Source organism: Eggerthella sp. AM16-19, assembly GCF_003474385.1.
Lineage (GTDB): Bacteria > Actinomycetota > Coriobacteriia > Coriobacteriales > Eggerthellaceae > Senegalimassilia.
Genome location: NZ_QUCY01000012.1, coordinates 55,168 through 78,181 on the forward strand (window position 1 = coordinate 55,168; position 23,014 = coordinate 78,181).

The following is a 23,014-nucleotide window of genomic DNA, read 5'->3' on the forward strand; positions in this document are numbered from 1 at the left end:
AGGCGACGAGGGCGAAGGAGCAGGCATGGAAACGATTGGGTTGACCGATATCATCGGGCCGGTGATGGTGGGGCCTTCGAGCAGCCACACCGCCGGCGCGCTGCGCATCGCGTACATGGCGCGCAAGCTGGCCGGCGAGCTGCCTGTGCACGTGGAGTTCCGCCTGCTCGGCAGCTTTGCGCACACCCTGACCGGCCACGGCACCGACAAGGCCTTGGTCGCCGGCATGCTCGGCTTCGCACCCGACGACCTGCGCATCCGCAGCTCGTTCGCACACGCCCGCGAGGCGGGGCTCGACTTCACGTTCACCCCCCTGCCCGACTGCGACGACTACGAGCACCCCAACACCATCGATATCGTCATCGACACCGCTGAAGGCGGGCGCATGGAGGTGCGCGGCGAAAGCGTGGGCGGCGGCGCGGCGGTCATCCGCAAGATCGACGAGGTGGACGTCTGCATCACCGGTGAGAACCACTCGATCGTGGTGCAGCAGCGCGACCTGCCGGGCGTGCTCGCGCACATCGCCACCAGCCTTTCGGCGCACGGCGTCAACATCGCCACGGCCCGCCTATACCGCGAGCAGCGCGGCGACACGGCATGGACCGTGCTCGAGACCGACCAGCGCATCGACGACGATGCACAGGCGACTATCTTGGAAAACCCCCTGATCCGCGGCGTGCGCGTCATCCCCGCCGCCGCGCTCGGCCAAGCGCAGGCTGTCATCGGGGAAGCCGAACAGGCAGCGGCGCTTGAGCGTCTGCGGGCGCTCGATTTCACGAACGGGGCGCCGCTGCTCGCGCTTTGCGCCGCACAGAAGGCCGCCATCTCCGAGGTGTTCCTACGCCGCGAGGCCGCCGTGCAGCAGGCAGGCGGGCATGCCGACGACACGAGCGCGTATCTCGCTTACGCGCTGCGCGTCATGAAGGACGCCGCGTTCCTGCCGCTCGATGCACCGGCCGCATCCATGGGCGGGCTTTTGGGCGGAGAGGCGCAACGCATGGCGAAGGTGCGCGATTCGGCCGTCGACGTGCTCGGCGAGCCCATAGCCAGCGCAGCCGCCTACGCCATGGCCGTATTGGAGACCAATGCTTCCATGGGCCGCATCGTGGCGGCCCCCACCGCCGGATCGGCCGGCGTCATCCCCGGCGTGCTGCTGGCGCTGCAGAAGGCGAAGGGGTATTCCGACGAGCAGCTCCAGCACGCGCTTGCCTGCGCCGCCGCCGTGGGCTACCTGATCACCCGCAACGCCACGGTCTCCGGCGCTGAAGGCGGCTGCCAGGCCGAGATCGGCTCGGCGGCGGCGATGGCCGCGGCCGCGTGCGTGGAGCTTGAAGGCGGCACGCCCGAGCAATGCTTGAACGCCGCCGGCAACGCGCTCACCAACATGATGGGCCTGGTGTGCGACCCGGTTGCCGGCCTGGTGGAGGTGCCCTGCCAGAAGCGCAACGCCTCGGGCGCGGCAACGGCGCTGGTGAGCGCCCAGACCTCGCTTGCCGGCATCGGCAACCTGGTGGGCTTCGACCAAACGGTGGAGGCCATGTACAAGGTGGGCCGCAGCCTTCCCTTCGAGCTGCGCGAATCGGCCCTGGGCGGCCTGGCGGCAACCCCCGACGCCTGCGCCTGGTGCGAATCGCACATGTGTGGGAAATAGAAGGCCGCGTCGCCGGCTTTCCGCACCCATGCGCAAAACCAGCGCGAACAAGGGGCCGTTGCGAACCATCAAGGCTCGCAACGCGAGCACACATTCGCCCCCGTTCAACAAGCGAAGCGCCCCGCAAACCACCGAGGTTTGCGGGGCGCTTCCGTATGCAGGCCGCAGCGCGACGACCCGATTGTAGTCGCTTTCGCCCTACCCTATTTTCACGATGGGCGCGTAATCTTTCAGCAGCTTCTTCGTTTGGCCGGACTTGGAGAAGCGGACGTAGAGCGTGTCGCCGTCCACCTTCGTCACCTTGCCGCGGCCGAACGTCTTGTGATCGACGGTGTCGCCTGCGGCGAAGGTCATCTTGGCTGCCGCCTTCTTCTCCGCCCCGGGGCGCACGTAGGCGCCCGATACCGAACGACCTGCGCCGATGCGGTTCGTGCGCACCTCGCGACGCTCGCGCTCGGACCTGCCGCCGGGGGCGCTGGCGCTCGAGCGGCCGAACACGCGGCCGCCGCCCGCCTCCACGCCGCTACCGGAGATGCCCTTGCGGCTGCCGCGCTTCTCCCAGCCGGTGCCGGAGAAGCCCTGGCTGCCCACGCCCATGGTCTGGCGAAGCTCGCCGGGGATCTCGTGGATGAAGCGCGAGACGGGGTTCGCCTGCGTCTGGCCGAAAATCTGGCGCGTGTAGGCGCAGGTGAGGAACAGCACTTTGCGGGCGCGCGTGATGGCGACGTAAGCCAGGCGGCGCTCCTCCTCGATGCCGGCGGCATCGCCGACGCTGTTCATATGCGGAAACAGCGTCTCCTCCATGCCCGCCACGAACACACAGTCAAACTCCAGGCCCTTCGAAGCGTGCACCGTCATCATGGTGACCGCCTGGCCGTCCTCGTCCATGGTGTCGAGGTCGGTGCGCAGCCGCACCCACTCCAAAAAGTCGGCCAGCGAATCGCCGCGCAGCACGCGTACGGGCTCGGCGGCACCTTCGCCTTCCCCGCCCTGCTCACCTGCCGTGGGAGCTGCGTAGTCGGCGTCCTCCTCATCGTGGGTGTCCACGAACTCATCGACTACGGACAGGAACTCCTGGATGTTCTCCACGCGCCCGCGCGCTTCGTCGGTGTTCTCAGCCTGCAAGGCGCTGATCAGGCCCGACTTGTCGATGACGGCCTCGATGCACTTGCGCAGGTCACCCGAGTAGGACTGCGCGTCCTTGATGATCTGCACGAACTCCCCCACGCTGCGGCGCGTGGCGGCGCGCAGCTCGGGGTCGGCTATGGCGATCTCGGCGCCCTCCATGAACGTCATATCCATCTCGCGCGCGAACTGCTCGATGCGCTCCACCGTGGACTTGCCGATGCCGCGGCGCGGCGTGTTGATGACGCGCTTCGCCGCGATGTCGTCGGCGGGGTTGACCACCAACGTGAGGTAGGCCATGACATCGCGAATCTCGGCGCGGTCGAAGAATCGCGTGCCGCCGACGATGCGGTACGGAACGCCGGCGCGCAGCAGCATATCTTCAAGCATGCGCGACTGGGCGTTGGTGCGGTAAAACACCGCCACCTGGTTGTAGGACAGCCCCTTCTGGCGCTGCTTCTCGATCTCGCCGGCGATCCAGCGGCCCTCATCGCGCTCGTCGGAGGCCATGTACACGTGAATCTTCTCGCCGTCCTCCTGATCGGTGAACAGCTTCTTCACCTTGCGATGCTGGTTGTTCGCGATGACGGCGTTGGCCGCCGCAAGCACGTTGCCCACGCTGCGGTAGTTCTGCTCCAGCTTCACCGTGGTGCACTGGGGGTAATCCTTCTCGAACTCCAAGATGTTGCGGATGTCGGCGCCGCGCCAGCTGTAAATGGACTGGTCGTCGTCGCCCACCACCATGATGTTGCCGTGCTGCTCGGCCAGAAGGCGCGTGATCTCGTACTGGGCGTGGTTGGTGTCCTGGTACTCGTCGACCATGATGTAGCGGAAGCGCAGCTGATAAGCCTCGAGCACGTCGGGATGGTTCTTCAGCAGCAGGTACGCGTACAGCAGCAGGTCGTCGAAGTCGAAGGCGTTGGCCTGTTTCAAGCGCTCCTGCAGCTTCTCGTACACGCGCGCGGCCACCTTGCCCACCGGGTCGTTGGCCTCCTTGGCGAAGTTACCGGGCACCTTCAGCTCGTTTTTTGCCGTGGAAATGCGGTTCATCAGGGCGTTTATCGGGAAACGCTTCGGGTCGATGTCCAGCTCGGCCATGATTTCCTTATACAGGCGCTTCTGGTCGTCGGTGTCGTAGATGGTGAAGCTCTTCGAGAATCCCAGGCGCTCGGCGTCGGCGCGCAGCATGCGCACGCACATGCTGTGGAAGGTGGACACCCACATGCCGCGGCTGCGCGGGCCGACCAGGCCCTGCAAGCGCTCGCGCATCTCAGCGGCCGCCTTGTTGGTGAACGTGATGGCCAAGATCTCCCATGGCGCCACGCTCAAGTCCTCCAGGATATGCGCAATGCGGTACGTGAGCACGCGCGTTTTGCCTGATCCAGCACCAGCCAAGACCAAAAGCGGGCCTTCGGTGCATTCGACGGCCTGACGCTGGGGGCCGTTGAGCGTGGTGATATCGACGGGCATATGACGTTCCTTCGCGCTAGCAACTCGCCACCGGAAACGGGCGCTTCGGGCGTGAACCTGAAACAGCGGGAACGGCGGCGGAGACTTGTTACGATCCATGCGCGCTGCAATGAGCGCAACTTGAAGATTCTACCGCTTTCGCACGGCGGCGGCATGCGCCCGGGCGCGCGTGCACAGCATAGGCAGATAACGTTCGATTCCGCTGGCGAACGAGGAGATGGCTTCGAGGGGAACCGCGATTTTGCGATACCATAACGTGAAGGGCGAAAACGCAGGCGGCACAAGGGAGACGGCTATGGGAACGTGGAGGAAGGCGAGCAGCGTCGACGGTCTTATGCGCCATGTGGAGCTCGACCGCGTAGCATCCTGCAGCAACTTTGCCGTGAGCGATGCGTGCGTGGGCTGCGGGCGCTGCGAGCGCACCTGCCCCGCCAACGCCATCGTTATGAAGCACGGTCGCCCTACCTGGCCATACGAGAAATGCCTCATGTGCCTTGGATGTATGCGCGCCTGCCCTGAGCGCGCCATATCGTACGGCAAGCGCTGAACAATCGGGTGCGCACCGTCGGAAGCGCGCCCGGGCAACGCAAACTCCCCGCCCTTGCAGAGGCCGCGGTCCAAAACGCCTTTGCCGCCAACCGAATCCAACACGAAAAAAGGCGGACCGGTTTCCCGATCCGCCTTCGTTACGTTATGCAAAACGCTTCGCGACCGCTAGACGATCTTCTTCCCGAACACCGCGGCGATCTCGCGCAGCTCCTCGACCAGGACGCGGAACTGCGCCGGAGTCAGCTGCTGCGGGCCGTCGGAAAGCGCCACCGGCGGGTTGGGGTGCACCTCGATCATGATGGAGTCGGCGCCCACGGCCACTGCAGCGCGCGCCAGGCTGGGAACCAGGTCGCGCACGCCTGCCGGGTGGGACACGTCCACGCAGATGGGCAGCAGGCTTTGCTTGTGGATGACGGGCACGGCCGAGATGTCGAGCGTGAAGCGCGTGGCCGTCTCGAACGTGCGCAGGCCGCGCTCGCACAGCACCACGTTGTCGTTGCCCTCCATGGTGATGTAGTCCGTTGCCGCCAGCCACTCGGCGATGGTGCCCGCGAAGCCGCGCTTGAACAGCACCATCTTATGGGAGTCCTTCGTGACCTTGCCGATGTTTTTCAGCAAGCTGAAGTTCTGGAAGTTGCGGGCGCCCACCTGCAAGCCGTCCACATAGGAATGCACCAGCTCGCAGTGCTCGGAGTCCATGACTTCCGTAAGGGTTTTCAGGCCGTACTTCTCGCCGCCGGCCTTCATGATCTTAAGGGCTTCCTCGCCAAGACCCTGGAAGCTATGCGGGTTGGTACGCGGTTTGTACGCGCCGCCGCGGATCCAGGTCAGGCCAAGGTCGCTGATGCACTCGGCCACTTCGAAGAACTGCTCTTCGCTTTCGACCGAGCAAGGGCCGGCGTAGATGGTTATCTCGTCGGTACGAGTGCCGTAATCCGGCAGTTTCGCTTCGATTCTCTGCTCGCTCATGCTGACGGGGTCTCCTTCATGACTTTCAGGATAGTACTGTAGATCTCGCGGAGGTTATCGTTATAGAGCGGGCCCTCGTTATAGCTGTCCACCTTCTCGAAGATCTCCTCTTCGCGTTTGGGGTCGTACAGACCCAGGTGCGCACCGGGCTTCAGGCCGCGGATGACCAGCGAATGACCGGCGCGCTTGTTGAGCAGCGCGACGATCTGGCGGTCAAGCTCGTCGATCTTTGCACGATGTTCCTGGATCTGCTCGAACGAGCTGTTCTGATCAGACATCGGCGTTCCTTCCTGTTCTTGAGCGGTAACGAGCATGGCCGCGCGGCGCGTCGAGTACCAGACGCGCGCCGTGCAGGACGAAAGCGGCCCTCGTGTGCGCATCATGATAGCAAAACCACAGACCGATTCCGGAAATTCTGAGGAATAAAGTAGGTAAATGGGAACAGCGCCCTGCCCCGGCTACAAAACAGCCGAGAACGTTGCCAGCAACGGGATGGTGACCAGCGCCAAGACAGTGGTGATGAAGGTGCCCTGCGCCATGGTCTTGGCGTCGCCGCCGTACTGGTAGCAGAACATGGTGCCGTTGGTGGCCACGGGCATGGCGGCCAGCACCACGACGACACCCAGCAATGCTCCGCCGGCAAGAGGGCGCATGACGGCGAAGATGAGCAGCGGGGTGGCCACCATGCGGACCAGGCACGCGATCCACAGGCGAGGGGTTCCCAGAAGCTTGGCGGCGGGAAGGTTCGCCAGCGACGAACCCACGATGAGCAGCGTGGCGGGCGTGGTGAAGCTGCCGATGGTGGAAAGCGCGGGGCCGACCACAGGAACGGCATGCACGCCGTAAAACGCCAACGCCATGGTGATGAGCGTGGCGATGTTGCAGGGCGTGACGAAATCGCGCCAGCTCATGCGCACCTTGACGCCGTATTCGTTGTCCGATGCGATGAGCCAGGCGCCGAAGGTGAACGACAGCAGGTTGAACACGATGTTGTACACAACGGCGTATACAACCGTCTGCGGGCCGAAGATGGCCGACAGCACGGGGTAACCGATGAAGCCCGTGTTGCCGAAAATGAGCATGAAGCGGTACACCCCGCGCCGGCCGTCGGGGATGCGCAGCACGTAGGTGACCAGGTAGGCGATGGGGATGAACAGCACATAGCTGAGCACTGAAAGCCCGATGATCTGAGCCATAAGCGCGGGATCGGGCAAGCTATCCACGTTGAGCACCGACGCCAAGATCAGCGCCGGCAACGTGGCGCTCAGGACAAGCCCCGAGAGCTTCTTGTCGAAATCGGCGTCCATGACGCCCGTTTTCTTGCAGATATAGCCGACGCCTATGGCGGCGAACAGGGCCACCATCTGCGTGAAGATGCTGCTGAACTGGCTAAGCACCGCTTCCCTTCCCTTTCCCCGTGCATTGCGCGAGCTCACGGAGCAGGGCGGGAAAGCGCCGGGCGCGGACCGTTACGCCAGGATGCCCGCGGTTTGCAGCGCGAAGACGCCGAGCACCAGCGCGCCCACCGCGATGCGGTACCAGCCGAACGCCGTGAAGTCGTTCTTCTTAATGTACCCCATCAGGAACTTGATGGACACCACGGACATGGCGAACGCCGAAACCACGCCTACTGCGAGCACCACTGCCTCGGTGGTCGTCATGGCAAGGCCTGCGGCGGCGAACTTGATGCATTTCACCAGGCCCCAGCCGAACATGATGGGGATGGCCAGGAAGAACGTGAACTCCGCCGCGGCGGTCCTGCTGCAGCCGCACAGCATGCCGCCGATGATGGTGGCGCCCGAACGGGAGGTGCCGGGGACGATGGCGAGCACTTGGAAGCAACCGATCTTCAGGGCCGTCTTCCAATCGATGTCGTCGACATCGGCGATACGGAAGATGCCGCGCTCTGCCGCGGCGTCAAGGTCGGCGGCGCAGGCATGAGCGGGCGCGGGATGAGACGGAGCCTGCACGCGGGCATGGCGGCCGCGCGGTGCCGGAGGCTGCTCGACACGGGCACGCGCCTGGTTGCGCACCGCGGCACGGGCACGGCGCATGCGGCGGCGGTTGCGGCGCTCCATGACGATGAACACCACGCCGTACAAGATAAGCATGGCGGCAACGGTGACCTTGTTGTAGAAGTGGGCGTTCACCCAGTCGTCGAGCAAAATGCCCACGACAGCCGCCGGGATACATCCGATCGCCACCATCCCCCACAGCCGCCAGGTCGCGCGCTTCTCGTCGGCGTTTTTGCGCGGACTCAGGGGATTGAGCTTGTGGAAGTACAGCGTGAGCACGGCCAGGATGGCGCCGATCTGGATGACCACCAAAAACAGCGCAAGAAACTCCGGAGAAACCTGGAGCTGCACGAAATCATCGACGAGGATCATATGGCCCGTCGACGAGATGGGCAGCCATTCGGTGACGCCCTCGACGATGCCGATCAGTAGGGATTTCAACGCTTCGATGATCATGTTCCGCCTTTCGGTGAGCCCTTCACGCGCGAACGCGGGCCGAATAAGCCCGCGATGCCGCACGGATTCGAAATTGTAGAAGGCGGCGAAGCGCCACGCGCACCGAGAGCCGCACAAGGCCCGATAAACCAGAGCGGGCGCACGTTTTCTTTACCTGCATTTGATATTGGAAGGGCAAAACGCAGGCGATAACATGGGCCTTGCGTAGCGTTGTATTGAAGATGCACAGCCGACAGGTATGGATTAGCGCAGCTTACTGTACAATCGTTGATACAAATACGCAGACAAAAGTGCAGCCGCAAGCGCGGCCGGGCAGCATGATACAACCGAAGAAGGAGCCTTCTAGTGAGCACCGCATCGTCCAGTTCCACCAACCAGAAAGTCGTCGTGTTCGACTTCGGCGCGCAGTACGGGCAGCTGATCGCCCGCCGCGTGCGCGATTTGCACGTGTACTCGGAGATCGTCCCGTGCGACATCACCGCCGACGAGGTGCATGAGATGGCGCCCGCCGCCATCATCCTGTCCGGCGGCCCGGCCTCCGTCAACGCAGAGGACGCTCCGCGCGTCGACCCCGCCATCTACGAGCTGGGCGTGCCGATCTTGGGCTTCTGCTACGGCCATCAGGTCACCTCCGTCACCTTGGGCGGCAGCGTGTACCACCCCGAGGTGGGCGAATACGGCCCCGCCACGCTGCACGTCTCCGGCGGCCAGCTGTTCGCGGGCACGCCCGCCGATCAGACCGTGTGGATGAGCCACTTCGACGCCGTGAAGGACGTTCCCGCCGGCTTTTCCGTAGTCGCCTCCACCGACGTGTGCCCTGTGGCCGCCATGGAGTGCCCCGAGCGCAAGATCTACACCACGCAGTTCCACCCCGAGGTCAAGCACACCGAGTTCGGCAACCAGATGCTCAAGAACTTCCTGTTCGACATCTGCGGCCTTGAGCCGAACTGGACCATGGACAACCTGGTGGACACCCTGACCGCCGACTTCCGCGAAAAGGTCGGCTCCGACCGCGTCATCCTGGCCCTTTCGGGCGGCGTCGACTCCTCCGTGGTTGCCGCGCTGGGCGCTCGCGCCGTCGGCAAGCAGATGACTTGCGTGTTCGTCAACCACGGCCTGCTGCGCAAGGGCGAGCCCGAGCAGGTCGAGGACGTGTTCACCAAGCAGTTCGACGTCGACTTCATCCACGTTCACGCCGAGGAGCGCTACGCCAAGCTGCTCGACGGCGTCACCGACCCCGAGCAGAAACGCCGCATCATCGGCACGCAGTTCTGGGAGGAGTTCTTCGCCGTGGCCCAGCAGCTCGACGGCGTGAAGTACCTGGCCCAGGGCACCATCTACCCCGACATCATCGAGTCCGGCGCGCGCAAGACGGGCGGCAAGGCGGCAACCATCAAGAGCCACCACAACCTCATCCCGTTCCCCGAGGGCGTGCATTTCGACCTGATCGAGCCGCTCGACCACTTCTTCAAGGACGAGGTCCGCGCGCTCGGCACGGCGCTGGGACTGCCCGACCATATCGTGCATCGCCAGCCCTTCCCCGGCCCGGGTCTTGCCATCCGCATCATCGGCGCGGTTTCACCCGAGAAGCTTGAGATCCTGAAGAACGCCGACGCCATCGTGCGCGAGGAGCTTGACGCGTACAACCAGCGCCTATTCGAGGAGACCGGCGAGCGTAACAGCGAGCACAGCTGCTGGCAGTACTTCGCCGTGCTCCCCGACATCAAATCGGTGGGCGTCATGGGCGACGAGCGCACCTACCAGCGCCCCATCATCCTGCGCGCCGTGGAAAGCTCCGACGCCATGACCGCCGACTGGGCGAAGCTGCCCTACGAACTGCTGGCGAAGATCTCGAGCCGCATCGTGGCCGAGGTGCCGGGCGCCAACCGCGTGTGCTACGACATCACCCCCAAGCCCCCCGCGACGATCGAGTGGGAGTAGGCTGATAGGGTTCTGACCTGCATTTTTGAGTGCCGCACTGTGCCGCTGAGTTTCGTTTCGTACGAGAGTCATGGCAAAGCCGCCAGCGATGTTGGTGAGTAAATACGATAACCGAGCCTCCGTTCCCGCGTTGGGACGGAGGCTTTTTCTTTGTCGTTTTACTCCCTTTCACCTGCGATTTCGCAATTTACTCCCCCGTGTTTCAAGACGGCAAGGCACGGTGCGGCATTCGGAGGAACGGGAGTAAGGATTCATCCCAAGTGAGTAGACGCGCGATTTTTGTCTCCGAGAGCCAAACGGGGCCGTTTCGGGGCCTGTGAAACTCAAATCGAACTCAATAGGCTTTTCGGCGGTCTTCTCACAGCGTTTTCCCAGGTGGTTAATGGGGAGTAAAGAATCTCGCCGCCTCAATGAAAACGGGAGTAACCAGGGGAAATGCCGCGGCGTACTGCCGCGTGCCGCCGTGTAAGCCACCGCGTCATTTACTCCCCAGGTGCGCCGGAAATGCCTTGGCATGCAATGGGGAGTAAAAACTCAGCTTACGCAGGCCCGAGCGGCGCTCGCCGCCTGGTCCACCGTCCTGATTCGGTTGCGTTGATCGCGAAATGCGGAGAGCCGCTACAGCGAGGCTTTCCAGTCCTCGTATTCGTCGGCGTCGATCTTGCCGTTTTCGAGCTGCGCGCGCTTCTCTGCCCACAGTTCGATCGCCATCGCGGCTTTGGGCGCGTGCGGCGCCTTGGGGTTCAGGGAGAGGCCCGTGCCGTCGGCTGCGGGCACGATGCCGAAGGAGTCCTCGAGCCGCACGAGCAGCGACATGAGGTCGCCCGCAGTCTCGACGCCGTAATCCTTGAGGGCGTTGACGGACACGCCGAGCGCCGCGGAGATGGACTCGAGCAGCTCGGGCTTCACGGCGCGGATGCCGCTCTCGTAGTGGCGCACGGCCCCCTCGGTCAGGCCGACCGCCTCGGCGAGCTGCGCCTGCGTCATGCCGCGCGACTTGCGGTACCGCCTTATGTTCTCGCCTACGGACATGAGCCCTCCTCCTGGAATTACGTACCAGCACATCTTATCAGCGTACGCAAATGTACGCAATTCTATTGACAGTACAGATATGTACGTTTACTCTGAATCTGTGAACCGTACGTATCCGTACGCCATTGATTGGAGGAGCCATGGACGAGAAGGTGGCGAAGACGCCGAGGCCGCACATGCTGGACGCCGACGAGGTCGCGGAGCTGCTGAGGATCAAGAAAGGCAGCGCCTACGAGGTGATCAGGAAGATAAACGCCGAGCAGGAGGCGCGCGGGCGCGTGGTCATCCGCGGGCGCGTTCGAAGCGACGTCTTCGACGCCCTGTACTTCCCGGAGGTGGACTGACATGCCCGTGTACAAGGACGACGGCAACGGCACGTTCTACGTGCAGTGCTACTACCGCGACGCCCGCGGCTCGAAGCGCCACAAGACGAAGCGCGGCTTCTCCTCCGAGGTGGAGGCCGCAGTGTGGGAGAGCCAGTTCAAGAGCCTTAACGGCGGGGCCATGGACATGACGTTCTCCGAGTTCGTCGAGGTGTACGCCTCCGAGGTGAAGCCGCGCATACGCGAGCACACGTGGATCACCAAGGAGTACATCATCAACGACAAGCTCGTGCCGTTCTTCGGGGACATGCGCATGTGCGACGTGAGGCCGATCGACGTCATCAGGTGGCAAAACGAGCTCACCGAGCACCGGGACGCCGACGGGAAGCCCTGGGCACCGACGTACCTGCGCACAGTGAACAACCAGCTCAACGCCATCTTCAACCACGCCGAGCGCTACTACGGCCTCAGCGACAACCCGGTGCGCAGGGTCGACAAGATAGGCTCGAAGAAGGGCGGCGAGATGCAGTTCTGGACCAAGGACGAGTACCTGAGGTTCAGCGAGGCCGTCATGGACAAGCCTCTCTCATTCCACGCCTTCGAGCTGCTTTACTGGACGGGCATACGCTGCGGCGAGCTCCTGGCGCTCACGCCGTCCGACTTCATGCTGGAGAGCTCGCGGCTGCGCATCAACAAGTCGTACCAGAGCCTCAACGGCGTTGACACCGTGACCGACCCCAAGACGCCCAAGTCCGTGCGCACGATCGTCATGCCCGCCTTCCTGCGCGACGAGATGGCGGACTTCATCGAGATGCGCGACGACGTCGCCCCCGACGAGCGCCTGTTCGCCGTGACCAAGCACTTCCTGGCCCACGAGATGGAGCGCGGGTGCAAGGCGTCGGGCGTGAAGCGCATCCGCATACACGACATACGCCACAGCCATGTGAGCCTGCTGATAGAGATGGGCTTCTCCGCGCTGGCCATCGCCGAGCGCATGGGCCACGAGGCGGTGGACATCACCTACCGCTACGCGCACCTGTTCCCCACGAAGCAGGACGAGATGGCCGCCGCGCTCGACGGGGCGAGGGGGTAAGAAGGATGCCGTGCGAGAACAGCGCCCGCAAGCGCAGCAAGACGATGGCGTTCCGCTGCACGCCCGAGGAGCGCAAGCTCATATGCGAGATGGCAGCCTGGAGCGGCATGAACAGGCAGGACTACATCATCGCCAAGCTCACCGATACCCAGGTCGAGGTGAGGCCCTCCGTGAGCGTGCAGAAGGCACTGAGGGACTCGATGGCGGAATTGGCCAAGGAGGTGCGGCTGGCGGCCTCCTACGGCGAGCTGAGCGAGTCCCTGCAACAGAGAATTGAGCACGTGATGAGGTTCTTCCTAGCGCTCGGCGAGCCTCTTGACGCGCCGACGGAAGAGACATCGCCACGAACTACGTTTTTGGAAGAGCCGGTTCCATCCGTCATCGATGCGGGTTCCGACACCGCAAGCATCTTCGAGATGGGACGCAGGTAGGGCCTAGCGCCAGACCTCCAACGCCTTGTCCGCAAGCCATTCGGCGCGATCGGCGATATCGCCCTCGTTCCAAGACTCCTTCTCTAGGGCGCCGGCCATGGTCGCAAGGCCGGCGGCGCAGAGGGCAAGGCCGTCCTTGTATCCCTTTCCCTGCTTCTTGGTGGGCCAATCGGCATCGCGGATGGAGGCGTTGAGCGAATGCGTGATGATGGCGAGGTTGCCGAGCGTGAGGAGCTTCCGGTCCCTTCGCGTGGCAGCCTCATCGTCGAGGGCTCCCCATTTGTTGCGCCACTTCTTGGGCATCATGTGCTCGAGGGTGTACTGGTTGAACCCGAGCAGGGCCGTGCTGCTCATGCCCGGACGAATGGCGCTTTCCAGCAGATAGAGGACGCCCTTGGACTGGAGGTTGTACAGACACGATTCCTCGAATGCCGCTCGAACCTCGGCGTCGCCGGGCATGTACGTCGTCGCCTCGTCATTGGCTTCGAGAGCCTTCCTCAGCGCCTCCGCGTCCTTCACCTCGTTCAAGATCAGCGAGGTGAACAGCCTGTTGTAGTTCTTCGTGGTCGCCTGAACCAGCATTCGGCGGACGATGTAGCTCTCAAGCAGGGCGTAGATCTTAGATTCCTCGCTCGAAGACTCCGCGTTCTTTCGAACGTAGAGCACGTACGGGATGAGCGTCGAGTTCTTGAGGCCGAATATCAGCACGTTCAGGCGCTCGACGCCGGAAGCGGAGGGGATGTCCGCGTCGCAGTAGCCAGGGTCGAACGTGGACTCGAACGCCTCGGCATACGCCTTCATGTTGTCGAGAATCTCGACCTTGTCGCCGTTGCAGTACCTGCCGATGAAATCCTTGTAGGACTGGAAGAGGTTCGAAGTACGCGAATAGAAGAGCTTGTCCTCGGTCGTGACGCCACGCCTCTTGTCCTGGACCAGAATCTGGAGGAACGCGTCGAAGAAGAGGTCGACGAGCGTGCGCTTGATGCGCCCGGTAACGATCTCCTGCTCCCAATACTCCCTCTTCTCAGCCGTGGGCTCGAAGACGTCTTCCCAGCACTCCTTGAACGCCTGCTCGTTCTCGCGGTTGAAGAAGTAGTTCTTAAGGAGCTCCGCCGTCGTCAGGCGCACCCCGAGCGAGTTGATGGTGTCGAATATCTGCTGCTCGTCCTCGCCCTCGGTAAGATCGATGCAGACGAACTGGACGTTCGACTTGATCGTGTTCCTGTCGACCTTCTCCGGGTCGATATTCTTGAGGAAGTAGTTGTAGGCAAGGACGATGGCCGAGGAGCCCTCGAGGGGTTCGCAGCCCGTGGCGCTGACGACCTTTTCGAAATCCTGCCGGTCGTACTTGCCGTGCCGCAAGGCGACATCGCCGGTCTCCAGGACGAAATCTCGCTCAAACAAATTGTTGGTGCCGTTTTTTGCACAGAGTGCCTTGAAGAAGATGACCATGGTCGTGAGTCGCTGCTGGCCGTCGATGACGGTGCGAACCTCGGAGACCTCGGACCAGGCGTTGCCGGAGGAGGCCTGCTTCAGGATGATGGAGCCCAGGAAATAGGGCCGCTTCGAGGCCGTGACGAACTCCATGTCGCCGAGGAAACGCTCCCATTGCTCTTCTCCCCAGACGTACGCCCTTTGGTAAAAAGGTATTTCGAGCAGGCGCGATCCGTTGAACACGCCGCTTATCGTTGCTTTTCCTGCATCCATCCTTAAAGCCCTATCTATCCTTTGCGGTTATTGCTGGCGGGGTCAATTTTATCAATACGCTGCTTGACCCTTTAATGTTCCCGGTCCTTGCCGTCTTCTCCCCAGAAGGTGCTCGAAGATGATGCGCAGGTCCTCGTCATCAAGGCAGCCGCCCTCGAGGCAGCCACGGTCGATGGTATCGATCATCGTCTGCCCCTTCTTCTTCGAGCGGTCGTAGATCACTGTGTCGAGGGATAGCTCCCTGCCGTCGCGCGTGAACATCTCGTGCATGAATTCGGCACTGTTCGCTTGACTTCAATCGCGTACCGCGTGCTCGAGCGGGCCGCTTCCCCTCGATATGGCGACATCCCAATGCTCGCAGTTAAGCAGAAGAAGTCGGTTCATGAACTCGACGCCCGAAAAACCGAGTCTCGCAAACGGCGGAAATAGAGGGTCATCTGAAAAGACCGCAGCATACTCACTGCTCAACGGCATATACGCGAGATGAAAATCGTACGAGTCGTCCTCGGGCCCGATGATGAACATAGGCATCGACGTCGTAACGAACCCTGAGCCGACGGGTGCCCTAAGGATGGAGAAGCTCTTCTCAAAAAAAGCCTTTCGAATACGGTTAACTGGCACAATATCATCGTTGGAGAAGAGCATGGTTGCGGCGGCGGCAAGCTCGACCACCGCTTGGGAATCCCCGCGCCAATCCGACCAATCGAGCAAGCCGAGCTCATAGGGTGTCAGATGAACGTTTCTGAGCAGCTCTTCGGCAGTCTCGCGTGACCATTTCTTGTCGACGCGCATACTGATAGGGTGCCGGACGATGATATTTGCTGCCAGCTCGCAAACGGCGGCTTTCCCATCAGAATACCCTTCGTCTTCGCACTGGTCTTCTTTCTGGCGTTCCAAAAAGCGATCGTAAAGCGGCGCGATGCGGCTCTCGAGCTCAGATAGCTTAACCTCGATGAGGTTCTGCGCATAGAATCTGTCTGTCGCATCGCCTGTCGCATCGGCATGCTCGACCTCATAAAGATCGCGCATGCTGCAAAGGTTCTCGCAATTCGTGCGGAAGAAGGAGCCCTTCTGTCTGCTGTAGGCATGAAGCTGCCCGGAGGAATCCGCGAAATGGCGCAGGTAGAACCGCGGCACCCAGTGCTGCTTTCGCGTCATCTTTCCGGGCAGCTTCGACATCCTAAGCCTTCACCGCCTCGTATTGGTAGGTCGTGCGCACGTTGTAATGGAAGTCGTTTCCGAGGTCCAGCGCCTCGAAGTGCTTCTTGGCGCAGCCGATCTTGATCTTCTCCGCGTCGCGCAGGGCGGGCTCGCCGTTCTTGCCGCCCTTGGTCTCGGTCACGAAGTACACGCGGCGCTCGCCGTCGGCCTCCTCGACGTACGCCCAGTCGGGGTTGTAACTGCCGAGCGGCGTGTCGATCTTGAACGCCGAGGGCAATTTCGCGAACACGAGAACCTCCTCCTGCTTGTCTAGAGCCTCGGCAAAGGAGCGCTCGACCCCCGCCGAGTCGTAGACCACGTAGTTGTACAGGCTCTTGCTCGTCATGTCCGGCTTCCACGCGTTCTGCCCAAGGTAGGCCGTGTAGTCGTCAAGCTCGAGGTCGCGCATGGTGTACCACTCGTCCTCGGGAAGGCGCACGTACTTGATGCCCTGGGCGATGAGGTCGTTCTTCACGCGGTTGATCTTGTCGCCGACCTGCGCGAGGAAGGTCGCGGGGTCGATCTCGAACTCGTCGAGGCGGCTGCAGCCCTCGAGGATCGCCTTGATGGTGCCGCGGGTGAGCCCGACGGCGTCCTGCAGCTCTGCGATCGGGTCGGGAAGGTCGTATTTCACCTTTCCCGAAACGGACACCACGGAGGTGCCCGTGCCCTCGGCGCTCACGCCCGCGTCGTCGATGCCCAGCGAGGCACGCTCGCTCGTCACCTGGGGCGGGCGCACGGCGAGCATGCCGTCGACAGCTTCGATGGCATGTTCGATGAGCTTGCCGGAGTCGACCTCGACCTGGAAGCGCGTGCGCTGGCGGATGCGGTCCCACAGGGCCTGGAACGCAGGGTCGAGCGTGACGTCCTTCTGCAGCTCGACCGAGACCTCCTTGGCCTTGTCACGGATCTGGACCCTCTGGGACTTGTGGATGATGATCGCCTCGACCTGCTCCTTGGCAGGCTCGAGCTCGGCGGGGAGCTCGACCTTGCCCTCCTCGGCGGCCGCCTTCAGCTCGGGCGTCACCGCGCCCTTGTCGTCGACCATGCCGGTCGCGACGAGGTGGTCGTAGACCTGCTTGGACTTCTCGTAGCCCAGGCGCTCCTCGACGCCATCATCGCCCTTGACCGTGACCTTCGTGAAGCTCTCCGGAGTGATGACGCCGAACTTGAAGTCCTCAGCCTCAAGCTCCTTCTGCAGGCCGTTGGCGAAGTCGTCGTAGCTCTCGTTCGCGATGACGGTGAGCACGTTCGCCTCTGGGTCGTACAGGCGCTCGCCATCCTGGTTCACGCACAGGCGCAGACCGCGGCCGATCTTCTGGCGCTTGGTCAGGTTGTCCTTTGTCTCGACGAGCGTGCAGATCTGGAACACGTTGGGGTTGTCCCAGCCCTCCTTGAGCGCGGAGTGGCTGAAGACGAAAGAGACGTCCTTGTCCGCGTCCTTGCCGTCCGGGAAGGAGATGAGCGTCTCCTTCTTCTGCATGATGAGCTCGAAGGCCCCGGCGTCGTCGGCGGTGCCGGCGGCTCCCTTGGAGTCCTTGAACTTGCCCTTCTTGTCCTTGGCGAAGTATCCCTGGTGCACGGCGTGGGGGTCGCGCACCAGCGGGGCGCCGACGGCTTCGTAGCACTCGAGCCACGTGCCCTTGCCGATCCCCGCCGCCTTTGCGATGCGACGAGGCGCCTTCGAGTTCAGGGCACCTGCGTACTCCTCCTCAAACATCAGGGCGTACAGGCCGCCGTGGACTTCGGGCTCGTAGACGCGGTATCGGTCGACGCGGTCGATGAAGAAGAGCGAGAGCACCTTCACGCCGCGCGGCCACAGCTCGAACTGGCGGGCCAGGTGGTCCTCGATGGTGCGGCGGATCTGCGCGCGCTTGACGACCTCCTCGTTGACGTCGCCCAGCGCCTCGCCGAGCTCGAGCACCTCGCCGTTCTGGAACTCTATGAACTCGTCGCCCACTGCGGCGCCGATGTTGTTGACCACCCAGCCGCTCTCGTAGTCGCTGTTCTCGCCGCTCTTCTGGTAGAGGTCGTTGCCGGTCTTCACCGTGACGGCCTTGCGCTTCTGCGTGCCGTCGGCCTGGCGCACGTCGATGGACACCTTGGCGGAGAACGGGTCGGACTTGACGGACTCGAGCCTCACGTACGCGCCGTTGAGGTTCGCCTCGGCCTTGATCGAGTCCACGCAGATGCCCTTCACCAGGTGGCGCTCGAAGGCGTCGACCGGCGTGAGGCGGTAGATCATGTTGTAGGCCTGCTTGTGCGTGGCCGAGTAGCGCAGCACGAACAGCGGGTTCAGGCTCTTGATGGCGGCCTTGGCCTGCTTGGTGTTGTCGACGCTCTGGGGCTCGTCGATGATGACGACGGGCTTGCAGGCGCTCACGAGCTCGCGAGGGCTGAAGCCGCCGGTGAGCTTCTCGCTGGGACGGTGGAAGAGGTTGCCCTCCTTCGCGGTGCCATCCTTCTCGAGGCCCTTGTTGAACGCGTCGATGTTGATGACCATGACCTGGATGGAGCTCGACGTGGCGAAGTTACCCACCGGCCCCATGTCCTTCGAGTCGTACACGAAGTAGTCGAGCGGCGTGCGGTCGTAGAGCGTCTCGAAGTGCCTGCGGGTGGTCTGGAGGCTCTTGAGGACGCCCTCGCGGATGGCCACGCTCGGCACGACGATAACGAACTTGGTGATGCCGTAGCGGCGGTTTAGCTCGTAGATGGAGCGGATGTAGACGTAGGTCTTGCCGGTGCCGGTCTCCATCTCGACGGTGAAGTCTCGCAGGCGCCCATCGGTGAGGACGTCGGTTGCCGGGAGGCAGCCCTCCTCCTGCACGGCGTGCAGGTTGTCGAGGAGCTGGCCCGGCGCCACGCGAAGCTCGTTGCCGTGGCCGACCATGAGCTCGCCGATTGCCGTCTGGCCTTTGCGGCCGGAATCGGCGGAGAATACGCTGCCAATAAATTGTTGTCCGCGGAACAGGTCGCAGGTTGCTTCGATGGCCTCCAGCTGGTGCTGCTGGTCGGATGAGAACTTGAACTCGAGCGCCGCCATGCTAGACCGTCCTCAATTCGATCTCACAGCCCATGCGCTCGCCGGCGTGCTTGAAGATCTGCACGGCGTTGAGCTTGAGGGTGTCGTCGAGGACGGAATCGAGGATGAGAACGCGCCTGGGCTCCATGTCGGCGATGGCCTCGAGCGCCTCAATGGTGAGGCCTCGGGACATGCAGCAGACGAGCTCGTCGCAAGCGACGGACCAGATGGGATAGCCCGCGGCTTCAGACTTCTCGACGGGCAGCGTGAGCTCGAGGCCCCATTTGAGCATCATCTCGAAGACGATATCCATATCGGAGCGATCGGGCTTGACCACGTCGAAGAGGAGCTGACCGGGCTCGGGCTTCTCAATGCCGGACTCATCGAGCTCGAACACACGGAAGCCGATGTCGGGAAGCTGCTTGGGTCCCTCGCCAAGCTTGAGTTGACGGTTGGATTCCTCGAGCTCGGTTTTGATTTTGTCGCCTGCGCGGCGAATGCGTCCTTCGCCTATGTCGCAGAGAGTCTCATACCCGTCCTTGTAGGCGTCGCGTTTCGGGTCACAAGGCTCTGGAAGCTGGACAAGGATAAACTGATAGCGATCATCTTTTCCGAGCTCCTGCAGGAACATGGCATGGGCGGTCGATGCTGAGCCTGAGAAAAAATCAAGCACAATATCACCCGTGCTTAAATGCTCATGTACGGTAAAGAAGCAAGCAACCGAAAACAATAGATAGACCGCCAGCACTACACTATTCCGAACCAAAGACCAAAAGATAAGCATTTTGAGAAAATCTAAACTTTTGGATTTTCCTACAATGCCGACTACGGCGGAATCCCTCCCACTCCTTATATATTTCTTTCTGTATACATTGAATTTGTATTTAGTAAAATGCAGACAACACCACGGATCGGCTTTTGGCTGGACAATTCCAACCAAACACCGCAGCAGACAGTAGAAACCATTCTGAACGTTAGGAAGCCGGTATGATTGTTACATATAAGGGGAAGAAAAATTTCTTTTAGATACTTGTTTTCCTAAAACTGATGTGATATAATAATTCAAGTCCAGAAAAGGAGTAAAAAATATGCGGCAAGGTATTCTTAAATAAAACTATAATCAAATAGTGGGAACAAAGGATTATGATAGTTCCTTTTGTAGGGGCTTAGTTTTTTGTACCCAATTTAAGAATACTTTTGCCTTATCAATTTTGACATATCCCCAAAAACAGCACTCACAAACAGGTGTATGCTGCATATGTGTATGTCCGCAAATTATCATCCCCAGTGGTAAAAGTATTTTACTGCTGGGGATTTTTATGCCCTTCGGGGCAGTAAAGGGAGGACAATCACATGAAAATAATCAATATTGGAATTCTTGCCCATGTAGACGCTGGAAAGACGACCTTGACGGAGAGCCTGCTATATGCCAGCGGAGCCATTTCAGAACCGGGGAGCGTCGAAAAAGGGACAACGAGGACGGACACCATGTTTTTGGAGCGGCAGCGTGGGATTACCATTCAAGCGGCAGTCACTTCCTTCCAGTGGCACAGATGTAAAGTCAACATTGTGGATACGCCCGGCCACATGGATTTTTTGGCGGAGGTGTACCGCTCTTTGGCTGTTTTAGATGGGGCCATCTTGGTGATCTCCGCTAAAGATGGCGTGCAGGCCCAGACCCGTATTCTGTTCCATGCCCTGCGGAAAATGAACATTCCCACCGTTATCTTTATCAACAAGATCGACCAGGCTGGCGTTGATTTGCAGAGCGTGGTTCAGTCTGTTCGGGATAAGCTCTCCGCCGATATTATCATCGAGCAGACGGTGTCGCTGTCCCCGGAAATAGTCCTGGAGGAAAATACCGACATAGAAGCATGGGATGCGGTCATCGAAAATAACGATAAATTATTGGAAAAGTATATCGCAGGAGAACCAATCAGCCGGGAAAAACTTGTGCGGGAGGAACAGCGGCGGGTTCAAGACGCCTCCCTGTTCCCGGTCTATTATGGCAGCGCCAAAAAGGGCCTTGGCATTCAACCGTTGATGGATGCGGTGACAGGGCTGTTCCAACCGATTGGGGAACAGGGGAGCGCCGCCCTATGCGGCAGCGTTTTCAAGGTGGAGTATACAGATTGCGGCCAGCGGCGTGTCTATCTACGGCTATACAGCGGAACGCTGCGCCTGCGGGATACGGTGGCCCTGGCCGGGAGAGAAAAGCTGAAAATCACAGAGATGCGTATTCCATCCAAAGGGGAAATTGTTCGGACAGACACCGCTTATCCGGGTGAAATTGTTATCCTTCCCAGCGACAGCGTGAGGTTAAACGATGTATTAGGGGACCCAACCCGGCTCCCTCGTAAAAGGTGGCGTGAGGACCCCCTCCCCATGCTGCGGACGTCGATTGCGCCGAAAACGGCAGCGCAAAGAGAACGGCTGCTGGACGCTCTTACGCAACTTGCGGATACTGACCCGCTTTTGCGCTGCGAGGTGGATTCCATCACCCATGAGATCATTCTTTCTTTTTTGGGCCGGGTGCAGTTGGAGGTTGTTTCCGCTTTGCTGTCGGAAAAATACAAGCTTGAAACAGTGGTAAAGGAACCCACCGTCATTTATATGGAGCGGCCGCTCAAAGCAGCCAGCCACACCATCCATATCGAGGTGCCGCCCAACCCGTTTTGGGCATCCATCGGACTGTCTGTTACACCACTCCCGCTTGGCTCCGGTGTACAATACGAGAGCCGGGTTTCGCTGGGATACTTGAACCAGAGTTTTCAAAACGCTGTCAGGGATGGTATCCGTTACGGGCTGGAGCAGGGCTTGTTCGGCTGGAACGTAACGGACTGTAAGATTTGCTTTGAATACGGGCTTTATTACAGTCCGGTCAGCACGCCGGCGGACTTCCGCTCATTGGCCCCGATTGTATTGGAACAGGCATTGAAGGAATCAGGGACGCAACTGCTGGAACCTTATCTCTCCTTCACCCTCTATGCGCCCCGGGAATATCTTTCCAGGGCTTATCATGATGCACCGAAATACTGTGCCACCATCGAAACGGTCCAGGTAAAAAAGGATGAAGTTGTCTTTACTGGCGAGATTCCCGCCCGCTGTATACAGGCATACCGTACTGATCTGGCCTTTTACACCAACGGGCAGAGCGTATGCCTTACAGAACTGAAAGGGTATCAGGCCGCTGTCGGCAAGCCAGTCATCCAGCCCCGCCGTCCAAACAGCCGCCTGGACAAGGTGCGCTATATGCTTCAGAAGATAATGTAACGTCTTGCGCAATGCAAGCGTTCATTGCTGGCTATTGCGAAATATCATTGATAAAATCAGTATCAGAGAGGAGAAACTATTTTGAACCAGGAACAGACGAATAGAACCGCAAGCAGGACTGTTATATCTGCGGCAGCTACAAGAAGCGTACCCGTGACTGTACGGCACACTTTATCCGCACCGACCTTTTGACGGCGGGCGTGCTTTCCAATCTCCGGCAAGTGACGGAATACGCCGCCAGGCATGAGAGCCGCTTTGTAAAGCTGCTCATCCAGCAGAACGAAATCGGCGGCAAGAGAAAGACCGCCGCAGCCACGAAGCAGCTTGAACAGGCCCAGACACGCATTGCCGAAGTGAACCGCATTATCAAGCGGCTGTATGAGGACAATGTAAGCGGCAAAATCAGCGACGAGCGTTTCATGGAGCTGTCGGCGGACTATGAGCAGGAGCAGCGGGAACTGAAAGACCGGGCTGCCGCTTTGCAGGAGGAACTTTCCAAGTCGCAGGCCGCCACCGTCAACGCCGAGAAATTCATGGGGATTGTGAGAAAGCGCACCTTGCTTTTGAAGAATTGACCCCCACCCTCTTGCGGGAAATGATTGAGAAAATCGTCGTGCATGAGTGCAGCTATGACGAGAACGGCACCCGCAGGCAGGACATTGAGATTTATTACAGCTTTGTCGGCAAGATAGACTTGCCGGAAGCCTAACGCCTGACCTATCCGACACAGCCCTAAGTGCCGGATAGGAACGGCAAA

At 61.0% G+C, this 23,014-nt stretch carries 20 protein-coding genes; 9 read left to right on the forward strand and 11 right to left on the reverse strand.

Annotated features, from left to right (window positions below):
• The first annotated feature begins 25 nt into the window (after positions 1-25).
• Positions 26-1,651, forward strand: coding sequence for an L-serine ammonia-lyase, iron-sulfur-dependent, subunit alpha (gene sdaAA, locus DW178_RS06155; protein WP_118350170.1), 1,626 nt, complete (start codon positions 26-28; stop codon positions 1,649-1,651).
• A 198-nt stretch (positions 1,652-1,849) separates the two neighbouring features.
• On the opposite strand, the gene DW178_RS06160 is transcribed toward sdaAA, so the two are convergent.
• Positions 1,850-4,246 (reverse strand): ATP-dependent helicase, encoded by a 2,397-nt coding sequence (locus tag DW178_RS06160; protein WP_118350171.1) that lies wholly within the window; start codon positions 4,244-4,246, stop codon positions 1,850-1,852.
• A 295-nt stretch (positions 4,247-4,541) separates the two neighbouring features.
• Here DW178_RS06160 and DW178_RS06165 point away from each other — a divergent pair, with 295 nt between their 5' ends.
• A complete protein-coding gene (locus tag DW178_RS06165) occupies positions 4,542-4,793 on the forward strand; it encodes an EFR1 family ferrodoxin (RefSeq protein ID WP_158574085.1) in 252 nt (83 codons plus the stop codon).
• Positions 4,794-4,960: 167 nt separating this feature from the next.
• Here the strand turns inward: DW178_RS06165 and aroF are convergent, their stop codons facing one another.
• From aroF to DW178_RS06185, 4 genes are all read right to left on the reverse strand, one after another.
• Entirely contained in the window at positions 4,961-5,764 is an 804-nt protein-coding gene (gene aroF, locus DW178_RS06170; RefSeq protein ID WP_118350173.1) for a 3-deoxy-7-phosphoheptulonate synthase, read from the reverse strand.
• Positions 5,761-6,042, reverse strand: a complete 282-nt coding sequence (locus DW178_RS06175) for a chorismate mutase (protein WP_118350174.1) — start codon at positions 6,040-6,042, stop codon at positions 5,761-5,763. The genes aroF and DW178_RS06175 overlap by 4 nt, the downstream gene beginning before the upstream one ends.
• A gap of 180 nt (positions 6,043-6,222) precedes the next feature.
• Positions 6,223-7,161 (reverse strand): AEC family transporter, encoded by a 939-nt coding sequence (locus DW178_RS06180; protein WP_118350175.1) that lies wholly within the window; start codon positions 7,159-7,161, stop codon positions 6,223-6,225.
• Between the two features lie 72 nt (positions 7,162-7,233).
• Positions 7,234-8,235, reverse strand: coding sequence for an undecaprenyl-diphosphate phosphatase (locus tag DW178_RS06185; RefSeq protein ID WP_118350176.1), 1,002 nt, complete (start codon positions 8,233-8,235; stop codon positions 7,234-7,236).
• Between the two features lie 345 nt (positions 8,236-8,580).
• Between DW178_RS06185 and guaA the strand changes: the two genes are divergently transcribed.
• Positions 8,581-10,176 carry a glutamine-hydrolyzing GMP synthase gene (gene guaA / locus DW178_RS06190; RefSeq protein WP_118350177.1) on the forward strand — a complete coding sequence of 532 codons (1,596 nt, stop codon included), beginning with the start codon at positions 8,581-8,583 and terminating at the stop codon, positions 10,174-10,176.
• A gap of 618 nt (positions 10,177-10,794) precedes the next feature.
• Here the strand turns inward: guaA and DW178_RS06195 are convergent.
• Positions 10,795-11,208, reverse strand: coding sequence for a helix-turn-helix domain-containing protein (locus DW178_RS06195; protein WP_022349661.1), 414 nt, complete (start codon positions 11,206-11,208; stop codon positions 10,795-10,797).
• 140 nt (positions 11,209-11,348) lie between these two features.
• Here DW178_RS06195 and DW178_RS06200 point away from each other — a divergent pair, with 140 nt between their 5' ends.
• Genes DW178_RS06200 through DW178_RS06210 form a run of 3 tightly spaced genes read left to right on the forward strand, consistent with a single transcriptional unit; the run spans position 11,349 to position 13,055 of the window.
• Complete coding sequence (locus DW178_RS06200) at positions 11,349-11,552, forward strand: hypothetical protein (protein WP_006681531.1); 204 nt, start codon at positions 11,349-11,351, stop codon at positions 11,550-11,552.
• A 1-nt stretch (position 11,553) separates the two neighbouring features.
• Positions 11,554-12,624: a site-specific integrase gene (locus DW178_RS06205; protein ID WP_022349660.1), complete on the forward strand. Its 1,071-nt coding sequence runs from the start codon at positions 11,554-11,556 to the stop codon at positions 12,622-12,624.
• A 5-nt stretch (positions 12,625-12,629) separates the two neighbouring features.
• On the forward strand, positions 12,630-13,055 hold the full coding sequence (locus DW178_RS06210; RefSeq protein ID WP_022349659.1) for a plasmid mobilization protein: 426 nt from the start codon (positions 12,630-12,632) through the stop codon (positions 13,053-13,055).
• Positions 13,056-13,058: 3 nt separating this feature from the next.
• Here the strand turns inward: DW178_RS06210 and DW178_RS06215 are convergent, their stop codons facing one another.
• From DW178_RS06215 to DW178_RS06235, 5 genes are read right to left on the reverse strand one after another with little or no spacing between them, the layout of a single operon-like run.
• The gene (locus DW178_RS06215) at positions 13,059-14,762 is read right to left on the reverse strand and encodes a DUF262 domain-containing protein (protein ID WP_118350178.1); all 1,704 of its coding nucleotides are present in this window, start codon (positions 14,760-14,762) and stop codon (positions 13,059-13,061) included.
• Positions 14,763-14,813: 51 nt separating this feature from the next.
• Positions 14,814-15,032 carry a hypothetical protein gene (locus DW178_RS06220; protein ID WP_022349657.1) on the reverse strand — a complete coding sequence of 73 codons (219 nt, stop codon included), beginning with the start codon at positions 15,030-15,032 and terminating at the stop codon, positions 14,814-14,816.
• Positions 15,033-15,056: 24 nt separating this feature from the next.
• Positions 15,057-15,941 carry a DUF4238 domain-containing protein gene (locus DW178_RS06225; protein ID WP_022349656.1) on the reverse strand — a complete coding sequence of 295 codons (885 nt, stop codon included), beginning with the start codon at positions 15,939-15,941 and terminating at the stop codon, positions 15,057-15,059.
• Between the two features lies 1 nt (position 15,942).
• Positions 15,943-19,005: a type III restriction-modification system endonuclease gene (locus DW178_RS06230; RefSeq protein ID WP_033499421.1), complete on the reverse strand. Its 3,063-nt coding sequence runs from the start codon at positions 19,003-19,005 to the stop codon at positions 15,943-15,945.
• Between the two features lies 1 nt (position 19,006).
• Entirely contained in the window at positions 19,007-19,657 is a 651-nt protein-coding gene (locus DW178_RS06235; RefSeq protein WP_199408098.1) for a hypothetical protein, read from the reverse strand.
• Positions 19,658-20,337: 680 nt separating this feature from the next.
• Here DW178_RS06235 and tet(W) point away from each other — a divergent pair.
• From tet(W) to DW178_RS11715, 3 genes are all read left to right on the forward strand, one after another.
• Positions 20,338-22,257: a tetracycline resistance ribosomal protection protein Tet(W) gene (gene tet(W), locus DW178_RS06245; protein ID WP_118350179.1), complete on the forward strand. Its 1,920-nt coding sequence runs from the start codon at positions 20,338-20,340 to the stop codon at positions 22,255-22,257.
• Positions 22,258-22,457: 200 nt separating this feature from the next.
• On the forward strand, positions 22,458-22,832 hold the full coding sequence (locus tag DW178_RS11710) for a hypothetical protein (RefSeq protein ID WP_502695383.1): 375 nt from the start codon (positions 22,458-22,460) through the stop codon (positions 22,830-22,832).
• A gap of 20 nt (positions 22,833-22,852) precedes the next feature.
• Entirely contained in the window at positions 22,853-22,966 is a 114-nt protein-coding gene (locus DW178_RS11715) for a DUF4368 domain-containing protein (protein WP_276635242.1), read from the forward strand.
• Positions 22,967-23,014: the final 48 nt, after the last annotated feature.